The sequence below is a fragment of the Nakamurella sp. genome (assembly GCF_044224575.1).
Classification (GTDB): domain Bacteria; phylum Actinomycetota; class Actinomycetes; order Mycobacteriales; family Nakamurellaceae; genus Nakamurella.
In genome coordinates this window covers 131465-151216 of sequence record NZ_JBGAKE010000013.1, presented here as the reverse complement: position 1 = coordinate 151216, position 19752 = coordinate 131465, and the positions used below count along the sequence as shown (strand labels likewise).

General features: G+C 70.6%; 20 protein-coding genes and 2 pseudogenes. 8 read left to right on the top strand and 14 right to left on the bottom strand.

From position 1 onward, the window contains the following. Positions 1-5 precede the first annotated feature (5 nt). Complete coding sequence (locus tag ACILSK_RS16205; protein ID WP_395728202.1) at positions 6-794, top strand: HAD family hydrolase; 789 nt, start codon at positions 6-8, stop codon at positions 792-794. Here ACILSK_RS16205 and ACILSK_RS16200 read toward each other — a convergent pair. Both ACILSK_RS16200 and ACILSK_RS16195 read right to left on the bottom strand, forming a co-directional pair. Next, positions 787-1212: a VOC family protein gene (locus ACILSK_RS16200; protein WP_395728201.1), complete on the bottom strand. Its 426-nt coding sequence runs from the start codon at positions 1210-1212 to the stop codon at positions 787-789. The genes ACILSK_RS16205 and ACILSK_RS16200 overlap by 8 nt on opposite strands. A 170-nt stretch (positions 1213-1382) precedes the next feature. Continuing rightward, entirely contained in the window at positions 1383-1799 is a 417-nt protein-coding gene (locus ACILSK_RS16195) for a LysR substrate-binding domain-containing protein (RefSeq protein ID WP_395728200.1), read from the bottom strand. A gap of 346 nt (positions 1800-2145) precedes the next feature. Between ACILSK_RS16195 and ACILSK_RS16190 the strand changes: the two genes are divergently transcribed. Continuing rightward, positions 2146-2358 carry a Rho termination factor N-terminal domain-containing protein gene (locus ACILSK_RS16190; protein WP_395728199.1) on the top strand — a complete coding sequence of 71 codons (213 nt, stop codon included), beginning with the start codon at positions 2146-2148 and terminating at the stop codon, positions 2356-2358. A 43-nt stretch (positions 2359-2401) separates the two neighbouring features. Here ACILSK_RS16190 and ACILSK_RS16185 read toward each other — a convergent pair. Beyond that, positions 2402-2584, bottom strand: a pseudogene (locus ACILSK_RS16185) (response regulator transcription factor); the annotation flags it as partial. After that, positions 2573-2714, bottom strand: a pseudogene (locus ACILSK_RS16180) (VOC family protein); the annotation flags it as partial. The pseudogenes ACILSK_RS16185 and ACILSK_RS16180, both read right to left, overlap by 12 nt. Positions 2715-2899: 185 nt before the next feature. On the opposite strand from ACILSK_RS16180, the gene ACILSK_RS16175 reads away from it, so the two are divergent. Beyond that, positions 2900-3328 (top strand): ChaB family protein, encoded by a 429-nt coding sequence (locus ACILSK_RS16175; RefSeq protein WP_395728198.1) that lies wholly within the window; start codon positions 2900-2902, stop codon positions 3326-3328. Here the strand turns inward: ACILSK_RS16175 and ACILSK_RS16170 are convergent. From ACILSK_RS16170 to ACILSK_RS16155, 4 genes are read right to left on the bottom strand one after another with little or no spacing between them, the layout of a single operon-like run. Beyond that, positions 3325-3930 carry a response regulator gene (locus ACILSK_RS16170; protein WP_395728197.1) on the bottom strand — a complete coding sequence of 202 codons (606 nt, stop codon included), beginning with the start codon at positions 3928-3930 and terminating at the stop codon, positions 3325-3327. The two genes, ACILSK_RS16175 and ACILSK_RS16170, sit on opposite strands and share 4 nt — an antisense overlap. Further along, positions 3927-5051 carry a sensor histidine kinase gene (locus tag ACILSK_RS16165; protein ID WP_395728196.1) on the bottom strand — a complete coding sequence of 375 codons (1125 nt, stop codon included), beginning with the start codon at positions 5049-5051 and terminating at the stop codon, positions 3927-3929. The genes ACILSK_RS16170 and ACILSK_RS16165 overlap by 4 nt, the downstream gene beginning before the upstream one ends. A 33-nt stretch (positions 5052-5084) precedes the next feature. Beyond that, positions 5085-5846 (bottom strand): ABC transporter permease, encoded by a 762-nt coding sequence (locus ACILSK_RS16160; protein WP_395728195.1) that lies wholly within the window; start codon positions 5844-5846, stop codon positions 5085-5087. Next, positions 5843-6769, bottom strand: a complete 927-nt coding sequence (locus ACILSK_RS16155; RefSeq protein WP_395728194.1) for an ABC transporter ATP-binding protein — start codon at positions 6767-6769, stop codon at positions 5843-5845. Before ACILSK_RS16155 ends, ACILSK_RS16160 begins: the two co-directional genes overlap by 4 nt. A 215-nt stretch (positions 6770-6984) precedes the next feature. Here ACILSK_RS16155 and ACILSK_RS16150 point away from each other — a divergent pair, with 215 nt between their 5' ends. Next, positions 6985-7416 (top strand): universal stress protein, encoded by a 432-nt coding sequence (locus ACILSK_RS16150; protein WP_395728193.1) that lies wholly within the window; start codon positions 6985-6987, stop codon positions 7414-7416. Beyond that, on the top strand, positions 7413-8900 hold the full coding sequence (locus tag ACILSK_RS16145; RefSeq protein WP_395728192.1) for an alanine/glycine:cation symporter family protein: 1488 nt from the start codon (positions 7413-7415) through the stop codon (positions 8898-8900). Before ACILSK_RS16150 ends, ACILSK_RS16145 begins: the two co-directional genes overlap by 4 nt. Before the next feature lie 2 nt (positions 8901-8902). Here the strand turns inward: ACILSK_RS16145 and ACILSK_RS16140 are convergent, their stop codons facing one another. The 3 genes from ACILSK_RS16140 to ACILSK_RS16130 all read right to left on the bottom strand — a co-directional run bounded on the left by ACILSK_RS16140 (position 8903) and on the right by ACILSK_RS16130 (position 11313). Beyond that, positions 8903-9181 (bottom strand): DUF3040 domain-containing protein, encoded by a 279-nt coding sequence (locus ACILSK_RS16140; protein WP_395728191.1) that lies wholly within the window; start codon positions 9179-9181, stop codon positions 8903-8905. Between the two features lie 181 nt (positions 9182-9362). Further along, entirely contained in the window at positions 9363-10589 is a 1227-nt protein-coding gene (locus tag ACILSK_RS16135; protein ID WP_395728190.1) for an MFS transporter, read from the bottom strand. 88 nt (positions 10590-10677) lie between these two features. After that, positions 10678-11313 carry a TetR/AcrR family transcriptional regulator gene (locus ACILSK_RS16130; protein ID WP_395728189.1) on the bottom strand — a complete coding sequence of 212 codons (636 nt, stop codon included), beginning with the start codon at positions 11311-11313 and terminating at the stop codon, positions 10678-10680. 145 nt (positions 11314-11458) lie between these two features. On the opposite strand from ACILSK_RS16130, the gene ACILSK_RS16125 reads away from it, so the two are divergent. Then, positions 11459-12919, top strand: a complete 1461-nt coding sequence (locus tag ACILSK_RS16125; RefSeq protein WP_395728188.1) for an MFS transporter — start codon at positions 11459-11461, stop codon at positions 12917-12919. Positions 12920-12995: 76 nt separating this feature from the next. On the opposite strand, the gene ACILSK_RS16120 is transcribed toward ACILSK_RS16125, so the two are convergent. The 3 genes from ACILSK_RS16120 to ACILSK_RS16110 form a co-directional block, all read right to left on the bottom strand. Beyond that, positions 12996-13670: an MBL fold metallo-hydrolase gene (locus ACILSK_RS16120; protein WP_395728187.1), complete on the bottom strand. Its 675-nt coding sequence runs from the start codon at positions 13668-13670 to the stop codon at positions 12996-12998. A gap of 72 nt (positions 13671-13742) precedes the next feature. Next, complete coding sequence (locus tag ACILSK_RS16115) at positions 13743-14465, bottom strand: maleylpyruvate isomerase N-terminal domain-containing protein (protein WP_395728186.1); 723 nt, start codon at positions 14463-14465, stop codon at positions 13743-13745. Continuing rightward, positions 14462-15511: a Gfo/Idh/MocA family oxidoreductase gene (locus tag ACILSK_RS16110; protein WP_395728185.1), complete on the bottom strand. Its 1050-nt coding sequence runs from the start codon at positions 15509-15511 to the stop codon at positions 14462-14464. Before ACILSK_RS16110 ends, ACILSK_RS16115 begins: the two co-directional genes overlap by 4 nt. A 119-nt stretch (positions 15512-15630) precedes the next feature. Between ACILSK_RS16110 and uvrA the strand changes: the two genes are divergently transcribed. Together uvrA and ACILSK_RS16100 are read left to right on the top strand one after the other, a co-directional pair. Continuing rightward, on the top strand, positions 15631-18669 hold the full coding sequence (gene uvrA / locus ACILSK_RS16105; protein ID WP_395728184.1) for an excinuclease ABC subunit UvrA: 3039 nt from the start codon (positions 15631-15633) through the stop codon (positions 18667-18669). Between the two features lie 266 nt (positions 18670-18935). Next, entirely contained in the window at positions 18936-19679 is a 744-nt protein-coding gene (locus tag ACILSK_RS16100) for an IclR family transcriptional regulator (RefSeq protein WP_395728183.1), read from the top strand. Positions 19680-19752: the final 73 nt, after the last annotated feature.

The window sequence follows — 19752 nt, the reverse complement described above, 5'->3', positions numbered from 1 at the left end:
CCGGCATGACGACCGTGGTCGCCTCCGATCTGGATCGCACGCTCATCTACTCGGCGTCCGCGGCCGGCTCGTCCGATACCGAGCTGGTGTGCGTGGAAGTGCTGGACGAGCACCCTCAGTCGTTCATGACCGCCGCGGCGCACGCCGGGTTGGCGCGGGTGCGGTCCGCGTCGGTGCTGGTGCCGACCACCACCCGCACGCCGGCCCAGTACGGGAGGGTGCAGCTGCCCGGCGGCCCGGCGCCGTTCGCGGTGGTCAGCAACGGCGGGCACATCCTGGTCGACGGGGTGCCGGATCGCGGGTGGCGGGCCGGGGTGCAGGAGCGCATCGCGGCGGCCGCAGCGACGCTCGCCGAGGTGGTGGCGCACGTCGACGGCCTGACCGACGACTGCTGGGTGCGCAGCCGACGGATCGCCGACGACCTGTTCTGCTACCTCGTGGTGGAGACCGCCTCCTTGCCCAGGGGTTTCGTGGCCGACCTGACCGGGTGGTGCGCGGACCGGGACTGGGTGGTGTCGATGCAGGGCCGCAAGATCTACGCGCTGCCCGCCGTGCTGACCAAGGAGGCGGCGATCGCCGAGGTGTGCCGGCGGGTCGGCGGCCGCCGGCTGCTGGCCGCCGGCGACGGAGCCCTGGATGCCGGGATGCTCGCCCTGGCCGACGACGGGATCCGGCCGGCGCACGGCGAGCTGTTCGACAGCGGCTGGCACGCGCCGCATGTCCGGGTCACCGCGAACTTCGGTGTGCTCGCCGGGGAGGAGATCGTCCGCTGGTTCGCCGAGGAGCTCAGCTGACACAGAATTCGTTGTCCTCCGGGTCGGCCATGGTCACCCACCAGTGCGGGCCCTGCCGTCCCCGCCAGAGTTCCCGCGCTCCGGCTGCGGTCAGCCGTTCGACCTCCTGTTCCACGTTCTCCTCACCCACCCGGATGTCCAGGTGCATCCGGTTCTTCACCGTCTTCGCCTCCGGGACGAGCTGGAACAGGACCCGCGGCGCGCCGCCGTCGGGATTGGTGATCGCCTGACCCGCGCGCCAGACCAGCACCCCGCGATGGGTCGTGGTGTCCGATTCGGCGGCGTGCCCGGCGGCGACCATCGTGCGGATGAACTCCTCGTTGCTGGGCTCGACGTCCCAGTGCAGCGCATCGGCCCACCAATCGGCCAGGGCGTGCGGATCGGAGCTGTCGACGGCGACCTGAAATGTGTATGCCATGGGGGACAGGCTACGAAGGGGGTCCGACAGCGGTGCGGTCGTTGCCGCGGCAACGTCAGTGATCTATCTTTCACGTTTCCGATCGATCGTTCCCGCGGCAACGTTCGGACCGGCGAGCAGGTCCAGGAACGCCCGCGCGGCGGGCGCCGACGGCGCCGGCGACCGATGGATCAAGCTCTCACCGGGTGCCGCGCCGTGGCGTCGGTCAGCGGCCGCACCACCACCGGCCGGCCCTGCGCCGACAACGGAACCAGGGCTACCCCGAAGCCGAGCTGCACGAAGCGGACCACGTTGTCCGACGTGCTCAGTTCGAACGCGACCGATCGCACAATGCCCGCCCGCTCGACGGCGGCGTCGACCTGGCGGCGCAGGCCGGATTCGGGCCGCATCTCCCCGAACTCCACCCCGGCGAGCTCCCGCAGGTCCAGCCGATCGGCCGAGCCGGCCAGTGGATGACCGATCGGCAGGGTGGCGACCAGTGGCTCCACCGTCAGCACCCGATGGGCCAGATCGGGCGAGATCTGATCGGCGAACAGGCCGACCAGCGCCAGGTCCAGGTCGCCGCTGCGGATGCGACCGGCCAGCACCCCGGCCAGGGCGGTCAGCTCGGCCGCCGCCCCGCCGGTCTCGGGGTGATCGCGGTGCTCGGGGCCTGCATGTTCGGCGGGGGAATCCTGGTCTCTCCCCGCTGGTGGCCGTGGGCGGGGGCGGATCCGCGGCGATGGGAGCCGTCGTCGCCGGCGGGGCGATCGCCGCCCTGCTACGACGGCGATGAGCAGCGCGCCCACCAGACGGCCTTCGCCGCGCTCCAGCACAACCCACGAGAAGGTCGCGCAGACCACTGGGAGCCCAACGAGCAGCGGGCCCATCAGTGGGGTTCGCCGCGCTCAAGCACACCCACGAAAAAGGTCGGCGACCGGGGAAGCCGCCGGAATGGGGCGGTCCGGCGCACGCCGATCGGCGCACCCGCACCGCCGGGGCGGCGTCGACGCCAATTCCACCAAGGAGCACCTCTACGAGCTGGCCCGGCGGCTGGACATCGAGGGGCGCTCGACCATGACCAAGGACGAGCTTGTCGCGGCTTTGCAGAAGGCCAACGATCGGGCCAGCGCCCGGGCGCTGGCGCAGGACCGCCCGGACGACTAGTTGGCCAGCTTGCGAACGGGCCACCATCGAGCACAGGACACCCCTAGATCCAGCCCCGTTCGGTCGCCACCCGCAGGGCGTCCGCCCGGGTCGCCGCCCCGGTCTTGCCGATCACCGACGACAGGTGGTTGCGGACGGTGCCTTCGGACAGGAACAGCCGCTTGGCGATCTGCCCGACGGTGCCGCCGTCCGCGGTGGCCAGCAGCACGTCCCGCTCTGGCGTGCCCGGCGGCGACCATCGTGCGGATGAACTCCTCGTTGCTGGGCTCGACGTCCCAGTGCAGCGCATCGGCCCACCAATCGGCCAGGGCGTGCGGATCGGAGCTGTCGACGGCGACCTGAAATGTGTATGCCATGGGTCAGAGGCTACGAACCGGGTCCGACAGTGGCTCGGCGGTTCCCGCGGAGACGTGACCGATATATCGGAAACGTCAACGACATATCGGTCACGTTTCCGCGGAGGCGTTTCCACCGGCGAGAGCGTCAGGAACGCCCGGGCCGCGGGCGCGTCGCCGCCGCGCCCGGTGGGTACCTGACCGGCATGCCCAAGTCGACCGAACGCGGCGACGCCATCGCGGCGGAGCTGCCCAGCACCCTCCGACGCTCCGACGAGAAGGCCCGGCGGACGTTCGCGCAGACCTACGACTCGGCGATCGAGCAGTACGACGGCGATGAGCAGCGCGCCCACCAGACGGCCTTCGCCGCGCTCAAGCACACCCACGAGAAGGTCGGCGACCACTGGGAGCCCAAACCGGAGTGGGGGCCGTCGGACGCGCACGCCGAGGGCGGCCGGGACGATCCGCATCCCACCGCCGGTGGCGTGGACGCCAATGCCACCAAGGAGCACCTGTACGAGCTGGCCCGGCGCCTGAACATCGAGGGGCGCTCGACCATGTCCAAGGACGAGCTCGTCGATGCGCTGCAGAAGGCGAACGACCGGGCGAGCGCCAAGGCGCGGACGGACGGCTAGATCCAGCCGCGTTCGGTGGCGATCCGCAACGCGTCCGCCCGGGTCGCCGCCCCGGTCTTGCCGATCACCGACGACAGGTGGTTGCGGACGGTGCCTTCGGACAGGAACAGCCGCTTGGCGATCTGCCCGACGGTGCCGCCGTCCGCGGTGGCCAGCAGCACGTCCCGCTCCCGGCCGGTCAACGGGGAATCGCCCAGGGCCAGGCTCTCGGCGGCCAGGTCCGGGTCGACGACCCGCAGCCCCGAATGCACCCGGCGGATCGCGTCGAGCAGCGTCTCGGGCGGGGCGTCCTTGACCATGAACCCGGCCGCGCGGGCCTCCATCGCCCGGCGCAGGTAGCCCGGCCGGCCGAAGGTGGTCAGGATGACCACCCGGCACGCCGGCACCCGGCTGGCGAGCATCGCCGCGGCGGCCAGCCCGTCCAGGCCCGGCATCTGCACGTCGAGCAGGGCCACGTCCGGTCGCTCGCGCAGCGCCGCCGGCACCACGCCGTCCCCCGTGCCGACCTGGGCGACCACCGTCATGTCCGGTTCCAGGTCGATCAGGGTCGCGAACGCGCCCCGGATCAGCGCCTGGTCGTCGGCGACGAGCACCCGGATCATCGGCCGGCTCGAGCCGGCATCGGGACCGCGGCCCGCACCGTGAACCCGCCACCCGGTCGTGGTCCGGCGGTCAGTGTCCCGCCGGCGGCCCGGACCCGTTCCGCCAGGCCGGAGAGCCCGGTCCCGGCATCCGCCGGGCCACCGCGGCCGTCGTCCACGATCTCCACCGACGCGGCACCGACGGTGATCGTGCAGGTGCGGGCGTGCGCATGCCGCACCACGTTGGTGACGGCCTCCCGCACCACGTAACCGAACAGCGCCCGCGCCGACGGGTCGATCCGGTCGACCGCCGCGTCGATGTCGGCCGGTAGGCGGACCGCCACGCCCGCCGCCTGCAACACGCTGCCGGCGACGGCGAGCTCGCCGGCCAGGGATACCTCCCGGAAGCCGGAGGCGGTCGCCCGCACGTCGGCCAGGGCGTCCCGGGCCAGTTGCTCCACCTCGCCGATCTCGGTGACCGCGGCCGCATCGTCCCGGCCGACCAGCCGGCGGGCCAGCCCGGCCTTCACTGCGATCGCGGTGAGCGAATGCCCCAGGATGTCGTGCAGGTCCCGGCCGATCCGTTCCCGCTCGGCGGCCACCGCGGCGACCGCCAACGCCTCCCGGGTGAGCTGCAGCTCCCGGTTCAGCCGGATGTTGCCGACGAATCCGGTCATGAATGCCGTCATCGCGACGATCGTCAGGGCGAGCTCCCAGCTCAGCGGGTCATCGAACAACAGGTCGACCGCGAGCATGCCCCCGGCCAGCAGGATGCCCAGGCTCATCCCCACCCAGGTGCGGAGCAGGAAGCCGGCGACGACCGCGGGGTAGATCCACAGCGTGGCGGCCGTCGATCCCAGTACCGGCAGCTGCGCGGCCGGGAGAACCACCAGCACGCCGACGACGGCCAGCTTCACCGGCAACGGGCTGAACAGGCAGCGGCCCGGCACGAAGATGTAGAAGAGGGTGAAGGCCGCGAGGAGCGTCAACGACCACGCCTTGGTCGAGACCGGGACATCCGGGGCGGTGGCGACCGCGACGTACACCGTGATCAGGAAGACCTGGGCGATGACGCCGCCCAGCTCCCATCGTCGCCGGCCGTTCATCCGGCGGTCGGGGATGGCCGGATCGATCTGTGTCACGGGCCCATCCTCCCTCGTCATGCGACCGCAGCATCAGACCTTGCTGCCGCTGCGCCGGTACGCCCACACCCCGACGACCCCGAGCACCAGCGTCCAGGCGGCCAGGACCAGCACCGCGTCCACCGGCACTCCCTGGCCGGCGAGGACCGATCGGCCCAGGTCGGCGAGCCAGTAGGAGGGGGTCACCTTCGCGACCTGCTGCAGGAACGCCGGGAACGCCTCCACCGGGAACCACAGGCCACCCAGGATGGACAGGCCCAGGTAGGTGATCATCGAGATCGGTTGCACCGTGTCGACCGTGCCGGCGAACCCGATGACCAGCCCGAGCACCGCGAACGGGATCAGGCCCAGCCAGACGGCGAACCCGGTGCCGATCCACTGCCCGGCGGTCAGCTGCACGGCGCCGATGGTGGCACCGGCCAGGAACACCAGCAGCAGCGCGGGCAGCGTCACCAGCATCGAGACGATCGCCTTGGCCACGAGGTACGACGACCCGGGCAGGGCGGTCAACCGCAGTTGCCGGTTCCAGCCGACCTGCCGTTCGATCGCGATCCGGGCGCCGGTGTTGATGGCCGCGCCGATGCAGCCGAACGAGGCCATCGAGACCATCAGGTAGGCGACGACGGTGAGCCCGTCGCCCGCGTCCTGGCCCTGATACAGGTTGGCGTACAACAGGAACAGCAGCAGCGGCAGGGCCACCGTCAACACCAGGAAACGCACGTTGCGGTACGCGAGCCGGGTGGAGGTCAGTGCGTAGCGGGCGGTCATGGCCACGGCCGGGACGGCGGTACTCATCGGACGGTCTCCTGACGGGAGGCGGCAACCAGTTCCAGGAACGCGTCCTCGAGATTGCCGGCAGCGATTTCGATGTCGTGGGCCTGCGGGTACTGCGCCAGCAACGCCCGAAGTGCGGAGTCGGAGTCGTTGCAGCGCAGCAGGGTTCGGGTGGCCGGTCGTTCGGTACCGAGGACCCCGGGCAGGCGGGCCAGATCGTCGATGTCCGCGCCATCCACGACGGCCGAAACCGTGCGGCCAGCGACGGTGGACTTGATCTGCGCGCCGGTGCCGTCGGCGACGACGATCCCGCCGGCGAGAACCACCACCCGGTCGGCGAACTGGTCGGCTTCCTCGAGGTAGTGGGTCGCGAACAGCACAGTGCGCCCGGTCGCGGTGAACCGACGCATCGACGCCCAGAACGAGCGTCGCACCTCGACGTCCATGGCCGCGGTGGGCTCGTCGAGTACCAGCAGGTCCGGGTCCGGCACCAGGGCGAGCGCGAACCGGACCCGTTGGGCCTGCCCGCCGGAGAGCTTCTGCGTCTTCTGCCCGGCGATGTCGCCGACGCCGGCCAGGTCCATCGCGGTGGCGACCGGCATCGAATGCCGGTGCAGGCCGGCAAACATCGCCACCAGCTCCCGGACGGTCACGTCCGGCAGCAGGGCGCCGGCCTGCAGCATCGCGCCGACCCGGCCGGCCTGCACGGCGGTCGCCGGATCGGTGCCGAAGAGCTGGACGCCACCGGTGTCGGGCCGGGTCAGGCCGAGCAGCATGTCGATGGTGGTGGACTTGCCGGCGCCGTTCGGTCCGAGGAAGGCGACGACCTCGCCGGGGACGATCAGCAGGTCGACCCCGCGCACGGCGTGCACCGGCCCGAACCTCTTGTGCAGCTTGGTCAGTCGAACCGCGGCGCCGTCGGCGGGGTGGGCTTTCGTGGTCATGTGACCACGATGATCCGGTGACGTCGCCCGCCGGGGCGGCGGACGTCATGTTTCGGGCATGACATCCGTCATGGGTCACGGCTGCGTGACAGATTTTCCGGGAAGGGTAGTGATGCCGATCACATTCAGGCATGCTGGGCAGAAGCCCTGGCCTGCGCGCCGGGTCGAGCCTGACGAACACCGCCCGGAACGACCGATTCGAGGCAGGAGCGCCAATGTCCGGAGTACTGATCGGCATCGACAGCAGCAAGGCAAGTGAGCGCGCCCTGCGCTGCGGCCTGGAGATCGCAGCCGCCGAAAAGGTGCCGGTGCTGATCGTGCACGCGATCCCCTGGTCGCCCTATTCGTTCACCACGGCCGAGGAGAACGACCGTCGGGCGGCCGTCCGGGACCAGGAACTGGCGGCGGCGCGAGAACAGTTGCTCGAACCGGCCATGGCCCGGGCGGCGGTCGCGGGCGTACCGGCCGACGGGCTGGTCACCCACGCCCACCCGGTGGACCTTCTGGTGGACGTTGCGGAGGAGCGCAAGATGTCACACATCGTGATCGGCCGGACCGGTGAGAGCCGGGTCAAGCACCTTCTTTTCGGCAGCGTACCGGCGCGACTGATCGCGGCGGCGCCGGTTCCGGTGACGGTGGTCCCATGAGCACGGTGCTGGCTGCGGCCGAGGAGACCGAGCCGTCGGGTTTCGACCAGACGGTGAACGAGGCGGTCGGGCCGATCGCCGAGTGGTTCACCGGACTCGTCTTCTACGAGTTCACGCTCCTCGGCGTCGGTTTCCCGGTGATCGTCGTCTGGCTGATCACCGGCGCCATCTTCTTCACCATCTACCTCGGCTTCAAGAACGTCACCGGATTCAAGCACGCGATCGACCTGGTCCGTGGGCGTTACTCCAAACCCGAAGATGCGGGGGAGGTCTCGCATTTCCAGGCGTTGGCGACGGCGGTCTCCGGAACCGTCGGACTGGGGAATATCGCCGGTGTCGCGGTGGCCATCAGCATCGGTGGTCCGGGCGCGACCTTCTGGATGATCGTGGCCGGCTTCTTCGGCATGAGCCTGAAGATGGCCGAGTGCACGCTGGGCGTGAAGTACCGCAAGGAGCACCCGAACGGGACGGTCTCCGGTGGCCCGATGTACTACTTGCGGGACGGGGTCGGCAAGGTGGCCAACCCCAGGCTCGGCGCCATCCTCGCCGCCGTATTCGCGGTCTGCTGCATCGGTGGCTCGCTGGGCGGCGGCAACATGTTCCAGTCCAACCAGGCGACCGCGTTGATCGTGGACGTCTCCGGCGGCGCCCTCGACGGCTACCGGTGGGCCATCGGCCTGGTCTTCGCGATCCTGGTCGCGGCTGTCATCGTCGGCGGTATCAAGTCGATCGCCCGGGTCACCGACAAGGTCGTCCCGTTCATGGCGGTCGTGTACGTCGCGGCCTGCCTGATCGTCATCGTCGTCAACATCGGCGCGGTCCCGGCGGCATTCGGTGCAATCATCTCCGGTGCGTTCGCACCCGAGGGCATCACCGGCGGCATGATCGGCGTGCTGATCGTCGGGTTCCAGCGGGCCGCCTTCTCCAACGAGGCCGGCGTCGGTTCGGCGTCCATCGCCCACTCGGCGGTGCGAACCAAGCAGCCGTCCACCGAGGGCTACGTGTCCCTGCTCGAACCGTTCATCGACACCATCGTCATCTGCACCATGACCGCGCTGACCATCGTGATCACCGGGGTGTGGGACGACCCGAACGCGCCTGCACTCGGTGGCGTCGGTCTGACCACCGCGGCCTTCCAGACGGTGCTGCCGTGGTTCCAGTACGTGCTGGTGGTGGCGGTGACGCTGTTCGCCTTCTCCACGATGATCGCCTGGTCCTACTACGGCATGAAGGCCACCGGCTACCTCTTCGGGGACAGCGCCCGGGCCGAGAACGTGTTCAAGGCGGTCTTCTGTACGTTCACCCTCATCGGCGCCATGCTGTCCCTGGGCCCGGTCATCGGCTTCTCCGACTCGATGATCTTCCTGATGTCCGTTCCGAACGTCATCGGGCTGTACATCCTGGCGCGGGTACTCAAGCGGGAGGTCAAGCAGTACGACCGCAAAGTCGCCACCGGGGAGATCCAGATGGTCGAGAAACACTGAACTCAGCGCCGGCGACGCTCCCGCAGCGCCAGGATGACGCCGCCGGCCATGGCGGTCAGGCCGAGGCCCAGGATGACGAGGCCGAAGATCAATGACGCGTCGGTCAGCACCAGCCCGAGGACGAGCGCGACCATGCCCATCACGAACACCGCGAGCGCCACGACGATGCGCGGGCGGCGCAGGCCGGCATGGGTGATCCGTTGCGCAAAGGTCGGATCCTCGAGGGTCAGCCCGGCCGCGATCTCGTCCAGCCGGCGCTGTTCGCCATCCGACAGAGCCATCCTGTTTCCCCCTTGCGTCGGGGCGGCCCGGGACACATGCCCTGATCTGCCCACGGCCTGAACGGGCCGTACCCCGGTCGGCCAATGGTACGTCCGGTACGGGTCGCACGCTCCTGACAAGGTGGGCGGGCCGACCTCGCCGCGGACGCCGCGCCGCGGAAGCCGTCGTTGCGCCGACCGGTCAGTGTCGCGTGTTGATCGCGGCGAGGTGCCGGCGGCCGAACACCATGATCATCAGCAGGCCGCCGAGAACGCAGGCGGCACCGAACCAGTACGGCGCGGACAGGCCGATCTCCTCGCCCAGCTTCCCGCAGATCCAGGGCGACGCGGCGGCGCCGAGGAACCGGACGAAGTTGTACCCGGCCGACGCCACCGGGCGCGGGACGGGGGAGACGTTCATCGCCGCCTCGGTGAACATCGTGTTGAGCACGCCGAGTGGGGCGCCGCAGGCGATGACCAGAACGGTGACGGCGACGTGGTTGTCCACCGTGAGCGCCAGCGCGACCAGGATCGCGGTGAACACGCCGAGGGTGATGATGAACGCGCGGGTCAGGCCGAACCGGCGGTGCATCCACGGCGCCCCCCAGACGGCGCACACGCCGAGCAGCACACCCCAGCCGAAGAACAGGAAGCCGATGCCGAAGGCGCTGTAGGGCAACGTGAATGGGGTGAAGGCCAGCACCGCGAAGAAGCCGCCGTTGTAGAGCAGCGCGGCGATGCCCAGGACCAGCAGGCCGCCGTGGCCGAGCGCCCGGAGCGGGTCGGCCGGCCGGATCGCGTGGCTGACCCGGACCTTGTCCTTGAGGAACAGCGCGATCGCCAGCAGTGCGATGCCCATCAGCACGGCGACCCCGAAGAACGGGGCGCGCCAGTTGATGGTGCCGAGGAAGGCGCCGACCAGCGGGCCGACGGAGATGCCGACGCCCAGCGCCGCCTCGTACAGGGTGACCGCCCGTTCCGCACCGCCGCGGGCGACCGCGATGATCGCGGCCAGGGCGGTGGCGATGAACAGGGCATTGCCCAGTCCCCAGCCGGCCCGCCAGCCGACCAGTGCGGCGACCGAGTCGGAGGTCCCGGCCAGGGTGGCGAACACGATGATGATCACCAGGCCGGCCATCAGCGTCGTGCGGCCGCCGATCCGGCTGGACACGAACGAGGTGACGAGCATGGCCACGGAGGTGACCAGCAGGTAGCTGGTGAACAGCAGCGAGACCTCGCTCGGCGTCGCGTCGAGGTTGGCGGCGATGGACTTGAGGATGGGATCGACCAGGCCGATGCCCATGAACGAGACCATCGCGGCGAAGGCCAGCACCCACACCGCGATCGGTTGCCCGGACTTCGTCGACGCGGGAGGCGCGACATCGTTCGGGTGGGCCGGGGTGGTTTCTTCCCCGCGGGCGAGCGTCATGGTGGGCCCTCCAAGTAGTTACTGTTGCTAACTATCTTAGAACGGGCTGAGGGCGAGCGTCGATGAGCACCGGGTCACACCGGCGCGGTCAGTTCATGGGCAGCCGGCCGGCGAGGGTGGCGACGCCGGCCAGGAACAGCTCGATGCCGTCGGCGTAGTACGCCTCGGGATCGTCGCACTCGAACATGGCCCCGGCGCACAGGACCAGCTGCGGGAAGCGATCGGCGGGCAGTGCGGCCAGCGCGGCCCGCTTGCTCTCGCGCAGGGCCTGCCGGTCGGGTTCCGGTACGGAGATCTCCGCGCCGGGCGCGCCGACCACCAGCATCACCGCCGACTGCAGGGCGGCGCGGGCGAGCTCGGCCCGCCGCTGCTGATCGAAACCCGCCTCGGCCAGCACGGTCAACGCCTGCTCGGCCAGCAGTTGCCCGCGCTGGCACTGCAGGATGCGGTACTGGACCAGTTCGGTGCTGCCGGGGTGCCGGGCCAGCATCCCGACCAGGCGCTGCAGGAGTGGGCGCAGTCGTTCCAGGCCGCCGGCACTCGGCAGGGCGGGTACGTCGATGGCGTCGATCACCCGGTCGCCCATCGCGGCCAGCAGTTCGTCCTTGTTCTTGACGTGCCAGTACAGGGCCATCGGGGTGACGTCGAAATCCTGGGCGATGCGGCGGATGGACACCGCGGCCAGGCCCTCGTGATCGGCGACGTCCAGGGCTCGGTCGATCACGGCTTCGCGGGACAGGCTTGGCGCCGCCTCGGCTTTGGCGGCCTTACGGGGAGCTGTCCGAGCACTGGCGGGCGGAACCATGTTGACAACTTTACACCGTAGAGGTTTCCTATACAGCGTAGATGTACGGCGTAAAGGAGGAGCTGTGAAGCGACCCGGACTGACCCTGCTGGCGGTGGCGCTGGCCACGTTCATGAGCTATCTGGACAACAACATCATCAACGTCGCCATCCCGGCGATCGAGCGCGATCTGCATCTGACGACGTCCGGAATGGAGTGGATCGTCAGCTCCTACATCCTGGTGTTCGCCAGCCTGCTGCTGGCCGGTGGCCGGCTCGCCGACGTGTGGGGCCGTAAGCGGGTTTTCCTCATCGGCCTGGCGATCTTCACCGGGGCGTCCCTCGCCGCCGGGTTCGCCGGTTCCGTCGATGTGCTGGTGGCCAGCCGAGCGGTGCAGGGGCTGGGCGCGGCCCTGATGACCCCGACCACCCTGGCGATCATCTCGGCGACCTTCGCCGAAGGCCGGCAACGGGCCGCCGCGGTCGGCATCTGGAGCGCGGTCGGGGCCCTGGCCCTGGCCGTCGGGCCGCTGCTGGGCGGGCTGCTGTCCGAGTATCTGAGCTGGGGTTGGATCTTCTTCATCAACGTGCCGGTCGGCATCGCGACGTTCGTGCTGGCCGCGGCGGTGATCACCGAATCGCGCAACCCGCAGACACCGCGCCGGTTCGACGTGCCCGGCGTGCTGACCTCCGCGTTCGCGCTGTTCGCGCTGACTTTCGCGCTCATCGAGGGGCACGACCGCGGCTGGACATCGCCGGTGATCCTCGGCTGCTTCGCCGTCGCGGCCGCCCTGGCCGTGGCGTTCGTGCTGATCGAGCGGCGTTCGGCCGAGCCGATGGTCGCGCTCTCGCTGTTCCGTGAGCGGGTCTTCACCGGCGGTGTGCTCGCGCTGATGATGTGGGCGTTCGGCCTGTTCGGGATCTACTTCTTCACCTCGCTGTACCTGCAGGGCGTGCTCGGCTTCTCACCGACCGAGGCCGGCGCCGCGTTCGTGCCGATGGCCCTGCTGATGGCCGGGTCGGCCGTGGTCTCCGAGCGGATCTCGCATCGGTTCGGGGCCGGCCGGGTGGTGCCCGTGGCAATGCTGTTGATGGCCGGCGGGATCGCCTCGGTCAGCCTGCTCGGCGCGGACGCCGGGTTCGCCTCGCTGATGCCGGCGTTCGCGGTGATCGGCGTGGGCGGCGGCCTGACGGTTCCGCTGACCGCCAGCGTGCTGGACTCGATGCCGCGCGGCGAGGCGGGCGTGGCGTCGGGCATCTTCAACGCCACCCGGGAGGTCGCCGGCCTGCTGGGCATCACGGTGATCGGGGCGGTGCTCACTGCCCGGCAGGGCGCCCTGCTGGCCGCCGGCCAGACCCCGACCGACGCCTTCCTCGGCGGGTACCGGGCCGGTCTGTTGCTCGCCGGGGCACTGGTCGCCGCGGGCGGGGTGGCGGCGTTCGTCGGGTTGCGCACGGTGCGGGTCGGGCGCCATGCCACCGGCGCGGGGGCGGCTCCCGAGACCGGGTCCGAGACCGGGTCCGAGCCGGTGGCGCTGGCCCGCTGACCACCCGGCGAACGGTCTTCCCCCAGGGACCATCCGGCCGCGTGGAGCGGCCGGATGGTCCCCGGGCACGGGGCTGCTACCAGCCGCGGGCCCGCCATTGCGGCACGCTGGCCCGCTCCCGGCCCAGGGTGGTGTCGTCCCCGTGCCCCGGGTAGACCCAGGTGTCGTCCGGCAGCACGCCGAACACCCGCGCCTCCAGGTCGTCCATCAGCGAGCCGAAGTCCGCCGGGCTGTTGGTCTTGCCCGGCCCGCCCGGGAACAGCGAGTCCCCGGTGAACAGGTGGCCATGGCCCTGCGGGTCCCGATACAGCACGGCGACCGACCCGGGGGTATGCCCGCGCAGGGCGATGATCTCGAGGGTGCAGTCGCCCAGCGGGACGGTGTCGCCGTCGTCCAGCGGCCGGTCGACGGCGACCGGCAGCTCGTCCGCATCGTCCCGGCCGGCGGCGTTCTGCGCGCCGGTCGCCCGGGCCACGTCCGGCAGGGCGACGTGGTGATCCCAGTGCCGGTGCGTGGTGATGATCGAGCGGACCGGGACGGGCGCACTTCCCGCCGCGACCAGCGTCAGAATGCGATCCGCGTCGTTGGCCGCGTCGATCAGCACCCCCTCGCCGGTGTGCTTGCACACCAGCAGGTAGGCGTTGTTGTCCATCGGCCCGACCGACAGCTTGGTGATCGTGACGTCGGGCAGGTCGCGGGTCGACGGGGCGCCCTTGGCGTCGACATGACCGGTGTAGGTGGGGGAGCTCATGGCGTCACCGTAGGAGCCGGGGAGCCGTCGCACCACCACGGCTCTCATCCAGAGGCGATCCGGCCGCCGTGCCTACCAGGATGGCAGCTCGGGCAACGGACCCTCGCTGCGGACGCCACCGTCCCCACGCCCGGACAGCCAGCGGACCAGCCCGAGGTTGGTGCCGGCCACCACCGGGCCACCTCCACGGACGGTGATCGCTGCGGCCCCGTCGGGATGCAACGTCATCGCCGGCACGGCCCGGGTCCGCACGTACGAGAGTTGGAGGGCGGCCAGCAGCCGACCGGCCTGCGCATCGGTGAGGAGCTCGAGTCCCGCGTCGACACCCAGGTCGGCGTGATGCAACTCGAGTTCGCCGAGTCGGGTCGCCAGCACCACCGCGGCCGGCGCCGGCCCGCCGCGACCCAGGTCGATCTCGAATGCCCAGGCGGGCGGCGGCAACTCGTCGATCGTCTCGGCGAGCCGGCGATCCGCGTCGACCAGATCGAGGGCGATGGTGTCGGTGCTCCGGGCGGCGCCCCGTTCGATGTCGTCCACCCGAGCCTGCGGCGAGTCGTAGGGCAGCAACTGCTGCTCCACCCGGGCCCCGACCAGCACCCGGCGCAGCCCGTCGGCGTTGCGGGCGAGGTGGGTCACCACATGTCCGACGGTCCAACCCGGCAGCAGCGACGGTGCGGCGAACGCGTCCAGCCCACGCTCCTCGCGGAATCGGGCGACCGCGGCCTCCACCCGGCCGGTGGCGTCTCGGACCGCATGGATGCCAGCCGGCACGTCGGTCAATGCGGGGCCGGTCATAGGCGCACCACCGACCCGCGCACCGCCGACTCTCGCGCCGCATCGAGCACCCGAGCCGTGGCCACCGCGTCCGCCGCGGCGACCGGCGGGTCCGCTCCCTCGCGCACCGCGGCGGCCACCGCGGGGTAGAAGCTCTCCCAGGCCCCGCGCTCGCTGGGCACCGGCTCGCTATCCATCCCGGCCCAGAGCCGGCCCCAGGCCGACTCCGGCTCGACGCCCCACCCGGCGCCGAGGCTCGCCGGGGTGTGCCCGGCCTTGAGCTGATCCTCCTGACCGTCGAATCCGTCGATCACGAACCCCGCCCGGTCACCGTTCACCTGGAACCGGGGACCGGGCGCGGCCGAGGCCAGACCGGCGGCCAGCGTGCTGTGCACGCCGCCGGCGTGCACCAGGTGCAGCTCTATCTCGTCGTCGGCTCCGGCGCCGTCCCGGACGGTCTGCAGGTCGGCGTGCACCGCGACGACCTCCCCGAACAGCTGCACCGCCTGGTCCACCAGATGCGGTCCGAGGTCGAACAGCACCCCACCGCCCTCGGCCGCGGTCGCCCCGTGCCAGCTCGACTTCACCGGCCGGAACCGGTCGATCCGGGAGACGAACCGGTGCACCCGGCCGAGCGTGCCGTCGGCCAGCAGACGCCGGATCGTCAGGAAATCGCTGTCCCACCGCCGGTTCTGGTAGGGCACCAGCACCCGGCCGGCCCGGACGGCATGCGCCGCGAGATCCGCGGCGTCCCCGCCGGTCAAGGCGAACGGCTTGTCCACGACGGCGTGCAGGCCCAGCTCGAGCACCTGGTGGGCCACCGGTGCGTGGGTGGCGCTCGGCGTGGTGACGGTGACACCTTCGACGCCCAGGTCCGGCAGGTCGGCCACCGACGGCACGACAACCGCCTGCGGGAACTCGTCCCGCAGCTGCGCCTGCCGCGCGGCCGACCCGGTGACGACCGCGACCAGGTCCAGGCCGGCCGCGGACCGGATCAGCGGCGCGTGGAAGATCCGGCCGCCGGTGCCGTAGCCGGCCAGCGCCCACCGCACTCGTCCTTCGGTCATGCCCCCCACCCTGGCAGATCCGTCGGACAGTTGCCCTGACATCGCCCCGACCACGGCCCGGCCGGGCGGCTGACCTGCGACGATCGGGACTGTCGGTGGCCACGCCTAGCATGTGCTGCGTGATGGACCACCTCATCGTGCGCGGCGCCCGCGAGCACAACTTGCGGAACGTCGACATTTCCATACCCCGGGATTCGCTCGTCGTGTTCACCGGGCTGTCCGGCTCGGGCAAGTCGTCCCTGGCGTTCGACACGATCTTCGCCGAGGGGCAGCGCCGGTACGTCGAGTCGCTGTCCTCCTACGCCCGGCAGTTCCTCGGCCAGATGGATAAACCGGACGTCGACTTCATCGAGGGCCTGTCCCCGGCGGTGTCGATCGACCAGAAGTCGACGTCCCGCAACCCGCGGTCGACCGTGGGCACGATCACCGAAATCTACGACTACCTGCGGTTGCTGTACGCGCGGATCGGCCATCCGCACTGCCCGATCTGCGGGGAACCGATCTCCAAGCAGACTCCCCAGCAGATCGTGGATCGCGTGCTGGAGATGCCGGAGGGCACCCGGTTCCAGGTGCTCGCCCCGGTCGTCCGGGAGCGCAAGGGCGAGTACGCCGATCTGTTCGCCGAGCTGCAGGCCAAGGGGTACTCGCGGGCGCGGGTGGACGGCGTGGTGCACCAGCTGACCGAACCGCCGAAGCTCAAGAAGCAGGAGAAGCATTCGATCGAGGTGGTGGTCGACCGGCTGGTCAACCGGCCGACGGGCAAACAACGGATCACCGACTCGGTGGAAACCGGCCTCGGGCTGGCCGACGGGGTGGTCATCCTCGAGTTCGTCGACCTGGACGAGGGCGACGAGCATCGTGAGCGGCGCTACTCCGAGCGGCTGGCGTGCCCGAACGATCATCCGCTGGCGATCGACGAACTGGAGCCGCGGTCCTTCTCGTTCAACTCGCCGTTCGGCGCCTGCCCGGAGTGCACCGGCCTGGGCACCCGCAAGGAGGTCGACCCCGAGCTGGTGGTGCCCGACCCGGGGGCGTCGCTGAGCGATGGCGCGATCCAGCCGTGGGCGGGCGGCACGACCAGCGAGTACTTCGGCCGGCTGCTGCAGGGCCTGGCGCAGGGTCTGGGCTTCTCCATGGACACGCCGTGGGAGAAGCTGCCGGCCGCCGCCCGGAAGGCCGTTCTGCACGGGTCCGATCAGCAGGTGCACGTCACCTACCGCAACCGGTACAACCGGCAACGCTCGTACTACGCCGAATTCGAGGGCGTCATCCCGTTCCTGGAGCGGCGGGCCGCGCAGACCGACTCGGACTTCGCCCGGGAGAAGTACGAGGGCTACATGCGGGAGGTGCCCTGTCCGGTCTGCCTCGGCACCCGGCTGAAGCCCGAGATCCTCGCCGTCAGTCTGCAGCACGCCGAACACGGTCGGATCAACATCGCCGAGCTCTCCGCCATGTCCATCAAGGACGCGGCCGCCTTCTTCCCCGGATTGGCCCTGAACGAACGCGATCGGATGATCGCCGAGCGGGTGCTCAAGGAGGTCAACGCGCGGCTGGGCTTCCTGCTCGACGTCGGGCTGGACTACCTGTCCCTGGACCGGCCGGCGGCCACCCTGTCCGGCGGCGAGGCGCAGCGGATCCGGCTGGCCACCCAGATCGGGTCGGGCCTGGTCGGCGTGCTCTACGTGCTCGACGAGCCGTCCATCGGCCTGCACCAGCGGGACAACCACCGGCTGATCCAGACGCTGACCCGGCTGCGCGATCTGGGCAACACGCTGATCGTGGTCGAGCACGACGAGGACACCATCCGCACCGCCGACTGGGTGGTGGACATCGGCCCCGGCGCGGGGGAGCACGGCGGCAAGGTCGTCGTCTCCGGCACCGTCGAGGAGCTGGAGAAGTCCACCGAGTCGGTGACCGGCGCCTTCATCTCCGGGCGACGGGAGATCGCGGTGCCCATGGTGCGGCGGCCGATCGACCGGAAACGCAAGCTGACCGTGGTCGGCGCGCGGGAGAACAACCTGCGGGACGTCACCGTCGACTTCCCGCTGGGCACCCTGATCGCGGTCACCGGGGTGTCCGGGTCGGGCAAGTCCACCCTGGTCAACGACATCCTGCACGCGGTGCTGGCGAACCGGATCAACGGCGCCCGGATGGTGCCCGGCCGGCACACCCGGGTGACCGGCATCGACCACGTGGACAAGGTGGTCGGTGTCGACCAGTCGCCGATCGGGCGGACGCCGCGGTCCAACCCGGCCACCTACACGGGCGTGTTCGACCACATCCGCAAGCTGTTCGCGGCCACCACCGAGGCCAAGGTCCGCGGCTACCAGCCCGGCCGGTTCTCGTTCAACGTCAAGGGCGGCCGGTGCGAGGCCTGCTCCGGCGACGGCACCATCAAGATCGAGATGAACTTCCTGCCGGACATCTACGTGCCGTGCGAGGTGTGCAAGGGCGCCCGGTTCAACCGGGAGACCCTGGAGGTTCACTACAAGGGCAAGAACATCGCCGAGGTGCTCGACACCACCATCGAGGAGGCCGAGGAGTTCTTCCAGGCGATCGGCCCGATCCACCGGCACCTGAAGACGCTGGTCGACGTGGGCCTGGGCTACGTGCGGCTCGGGCAGCCCGCGCCGACCCTGTCCGGCGGCGAGGCGCAACGCGTCAAACTCGCCTCCGAACTGCAGAAGCGGTCAACGGGTCGCACCGTCTACGTGCTGGACGAGCCGACCACCGGCCTGCACTTCGCCGATGTGGAGAAGCTGCTCGGGGTCATCAACGGGCTGGTCGACAAGGGCAACACGGTCATCGTCATCGAGCACAATCTCGACGTCATCAAGTCGGCCGACCACCTCATCGACATGGGACCCGAGGGTGGGTCCGGGGGCGGGCTGGTCATCGCCGAAGGCACCCCCGAACAGGTCGCGGCGATGCCCGAGTCCTACACCGGGCAGTTCCTGGAACCGATCCTCGAGGGCCGGGCCGCGGTGACCACGCGGCGGCGGCTACGGGCGGTCAACGGCTCGGCCGGGGTCGGTGGCGCACGGGCGACCAAGACCGCAGCACCGAAGACCGCCGCACCGAAGACCGCCGCACCGAAGGCGGTGGCACCGACCGCAGCAGCGGCCAAGGCGCGACGGAAGGCGGCCCGGCTGGTCTGACGCCGCGAACCGAAACGAGACGCCCGTCTCATCAGCCGAACCGTCAGCAGGCCGGGTCATCCCTTCACCAGGAGGCGATGACGATGGACAACTCATGGGACCTGCTCAATGCCGGCTTCTGGCTGGTCATCCTGGTGTGGCTGGTGGCGATCCGGTTGGTGCTGGCCGGCCTCGACGAGCCGGAGTGCGAGGCGGGCTGACCGTTTCCGCCCGGCATGCGACACTGTGAGCCAGAACATATGGTTCCGGACACTCCAGGACGGCCGATGACGGATTCCGGTCCGACCCTCATCACCTCGGTTCAGCGTGCGCTGCACCTGCTGGACGCGGTGGGCCGCCGGGACCGGCCGGTGTCCGCGAAGGCGTTGGCGCGGGAGACGGACCTTGCCCTGCCGACGGCGTATCACCTGCTGCGGACCCTGGTTCATGAGGGCTACCTGCAACGCATCGACGGCTGCTACATCCTCGGCCAGCAGGTCGGGGAGCTGATCCGGGGCACCGATCCGACGACCGTCCGGGCCCGATCCACGCTCACCGCGCTCGGCGAGGAGCTCTCCGGCGCCACCTATCTGGCGGTGTACCGGGATGGTGAGATCGAGCTGGTCGACATCGTGGACAGCCCGGCCCACCCCCGGGTCGACCTCTGGGTCGGCCTGCACGACGCCGGCCACGCCACCGCGTTGGGCAAGGCGATCCTGACCGTGCTGCCCGACGACCTGCGCGAGGACTACCTGGGCCGGCACGAACTCGCCGACCTCACCCCGCACACCGTCACCGACCGTCGGGTGCTGCGCCGGCAACTGGTGCGGCACCACGACCTGGCCGTCGACACCGGGGAGTACCAACTCGGGATGACCTGCGTCAGCGCCGCCGTCCGCACCGAGGACGGGATCGCGGCGGTCGCCGTCTCCGCACCGCTCGCCCGGCGCGGCCAGTTGATGGATCACGCCGACGTGCTGCGCCGCGGGGCCAACCGGATCGGTCTGGCGCTCGGCGCGGCGGGCAGGTAGCGCCGCCGGGGCACCGGAAGCGACTCCGCGGAAACGCCAACGACCTATCGTTCGCGTTTCCGATATGTCGGTG

Coding starts and splice junctions, on each gene's coding strand:
- ACILSK_RS16205 (WP_395728202.1), top strand. CDS start 6: ATGACGACCGTGGTCGCCTCCGATCTGGATCGCACGCTCATCTACTCG.
- ACILSK_RS16200 (WP_395728201.1), bottom strand. CDS start 1,212: ATGGCATACACATTTCAGGTCGCCGTCGACAGCTCCGATCCGCACGCC.
- ACILSK_RS16190 (WP_395728199.1), top strand. CDS start 2,146: ATGGGGCGGTCCGGCGCACGCCGATCGGCGCACCCGCACCGCCGGGGC.
- ACILSK_RS16175 (WP_395728198.1), top strand. CDS start 2,900: ATGCCCAAGTCGACCGAACGCGGCGACGCCATCGCGGCGGAGCTGCCC.
- ACILSK_RS16170 (WP_395728197.1), bottom strand. CDS start 3,930: ATGATCCGGGTGCTCGTCGCCGACGACCAGGCGCTGATCCGGGGCGCG.
- ACILSK_RS16160 (WP_395728195.1), bottom strand. CDS start 5,846: ATGAGTACCGCCGTCCCGGCCGTGGCCATGACCGCCCGCTACGCACTG.
- ACILSK_RS16155 (WP_395728194.1), bottom strand. CDS start 6,769: ATGACCACGAAAGCCCACCCCGCCGACGGCGCCGCGGTTCGACTGACC.
- ACILSK_RS16150 (WP_395728193.1), top strand. CDS start 6,985: ATGTCCGGAGTACTGATCGGCATCGACAGCAGCAAGGCAAGTGAGCGC.
- ACILSK_RS16145 (WP_395728192.1), top strand. CDS start 7,413: ATGAGCACGGTGCTGGCTGCGGCCGAGGAGACCGAGCCGTCGGGTTTC.
- ACILSK_RS16140 (WP_395728191.1), bottom strand. CDS start 9,181: ATGGCTCTGTCGGATGGCGAACAGCGCCGGCTGGACGAGATCGCGGCC.
- ACILSK_RS16135 (WP_395728190.1), bottom strand. CDS start 10,589: ATGACGCTCGCCCGCGGGGAAGAAACCACCCCGGCCCACCCGAACGAT.
- ACILSK_RS16120 (WP_395728187.1), bottom strand. CDS start 13,670: ATGAGCTCCCCCACCTACACCGGTCATGTCGACGCCAAGGGCGCCCCG.
- ACILSK_RS16115 (WP_395728186.1), bottom strand. CDS start 14,465: ATGACCGGCCCCGCATTGACCGACGTGCCGGCTGGCATCCATGCGGTC.
- ACILSK_RS16110 (WP_395728185.1), bottom strand. CDS start 15,511: ATGACCGAAGGACGAGTGCGGTGGGCGCTGGCCGGCTACGGCACCGGC.
- ACILSK_RS16100 (WP_395728183.1), top strand. CDS start 18,936: ATGACGGATTCCGGTCCGACCCTCATCACCTCGGTTCAGCGTGCGCTG.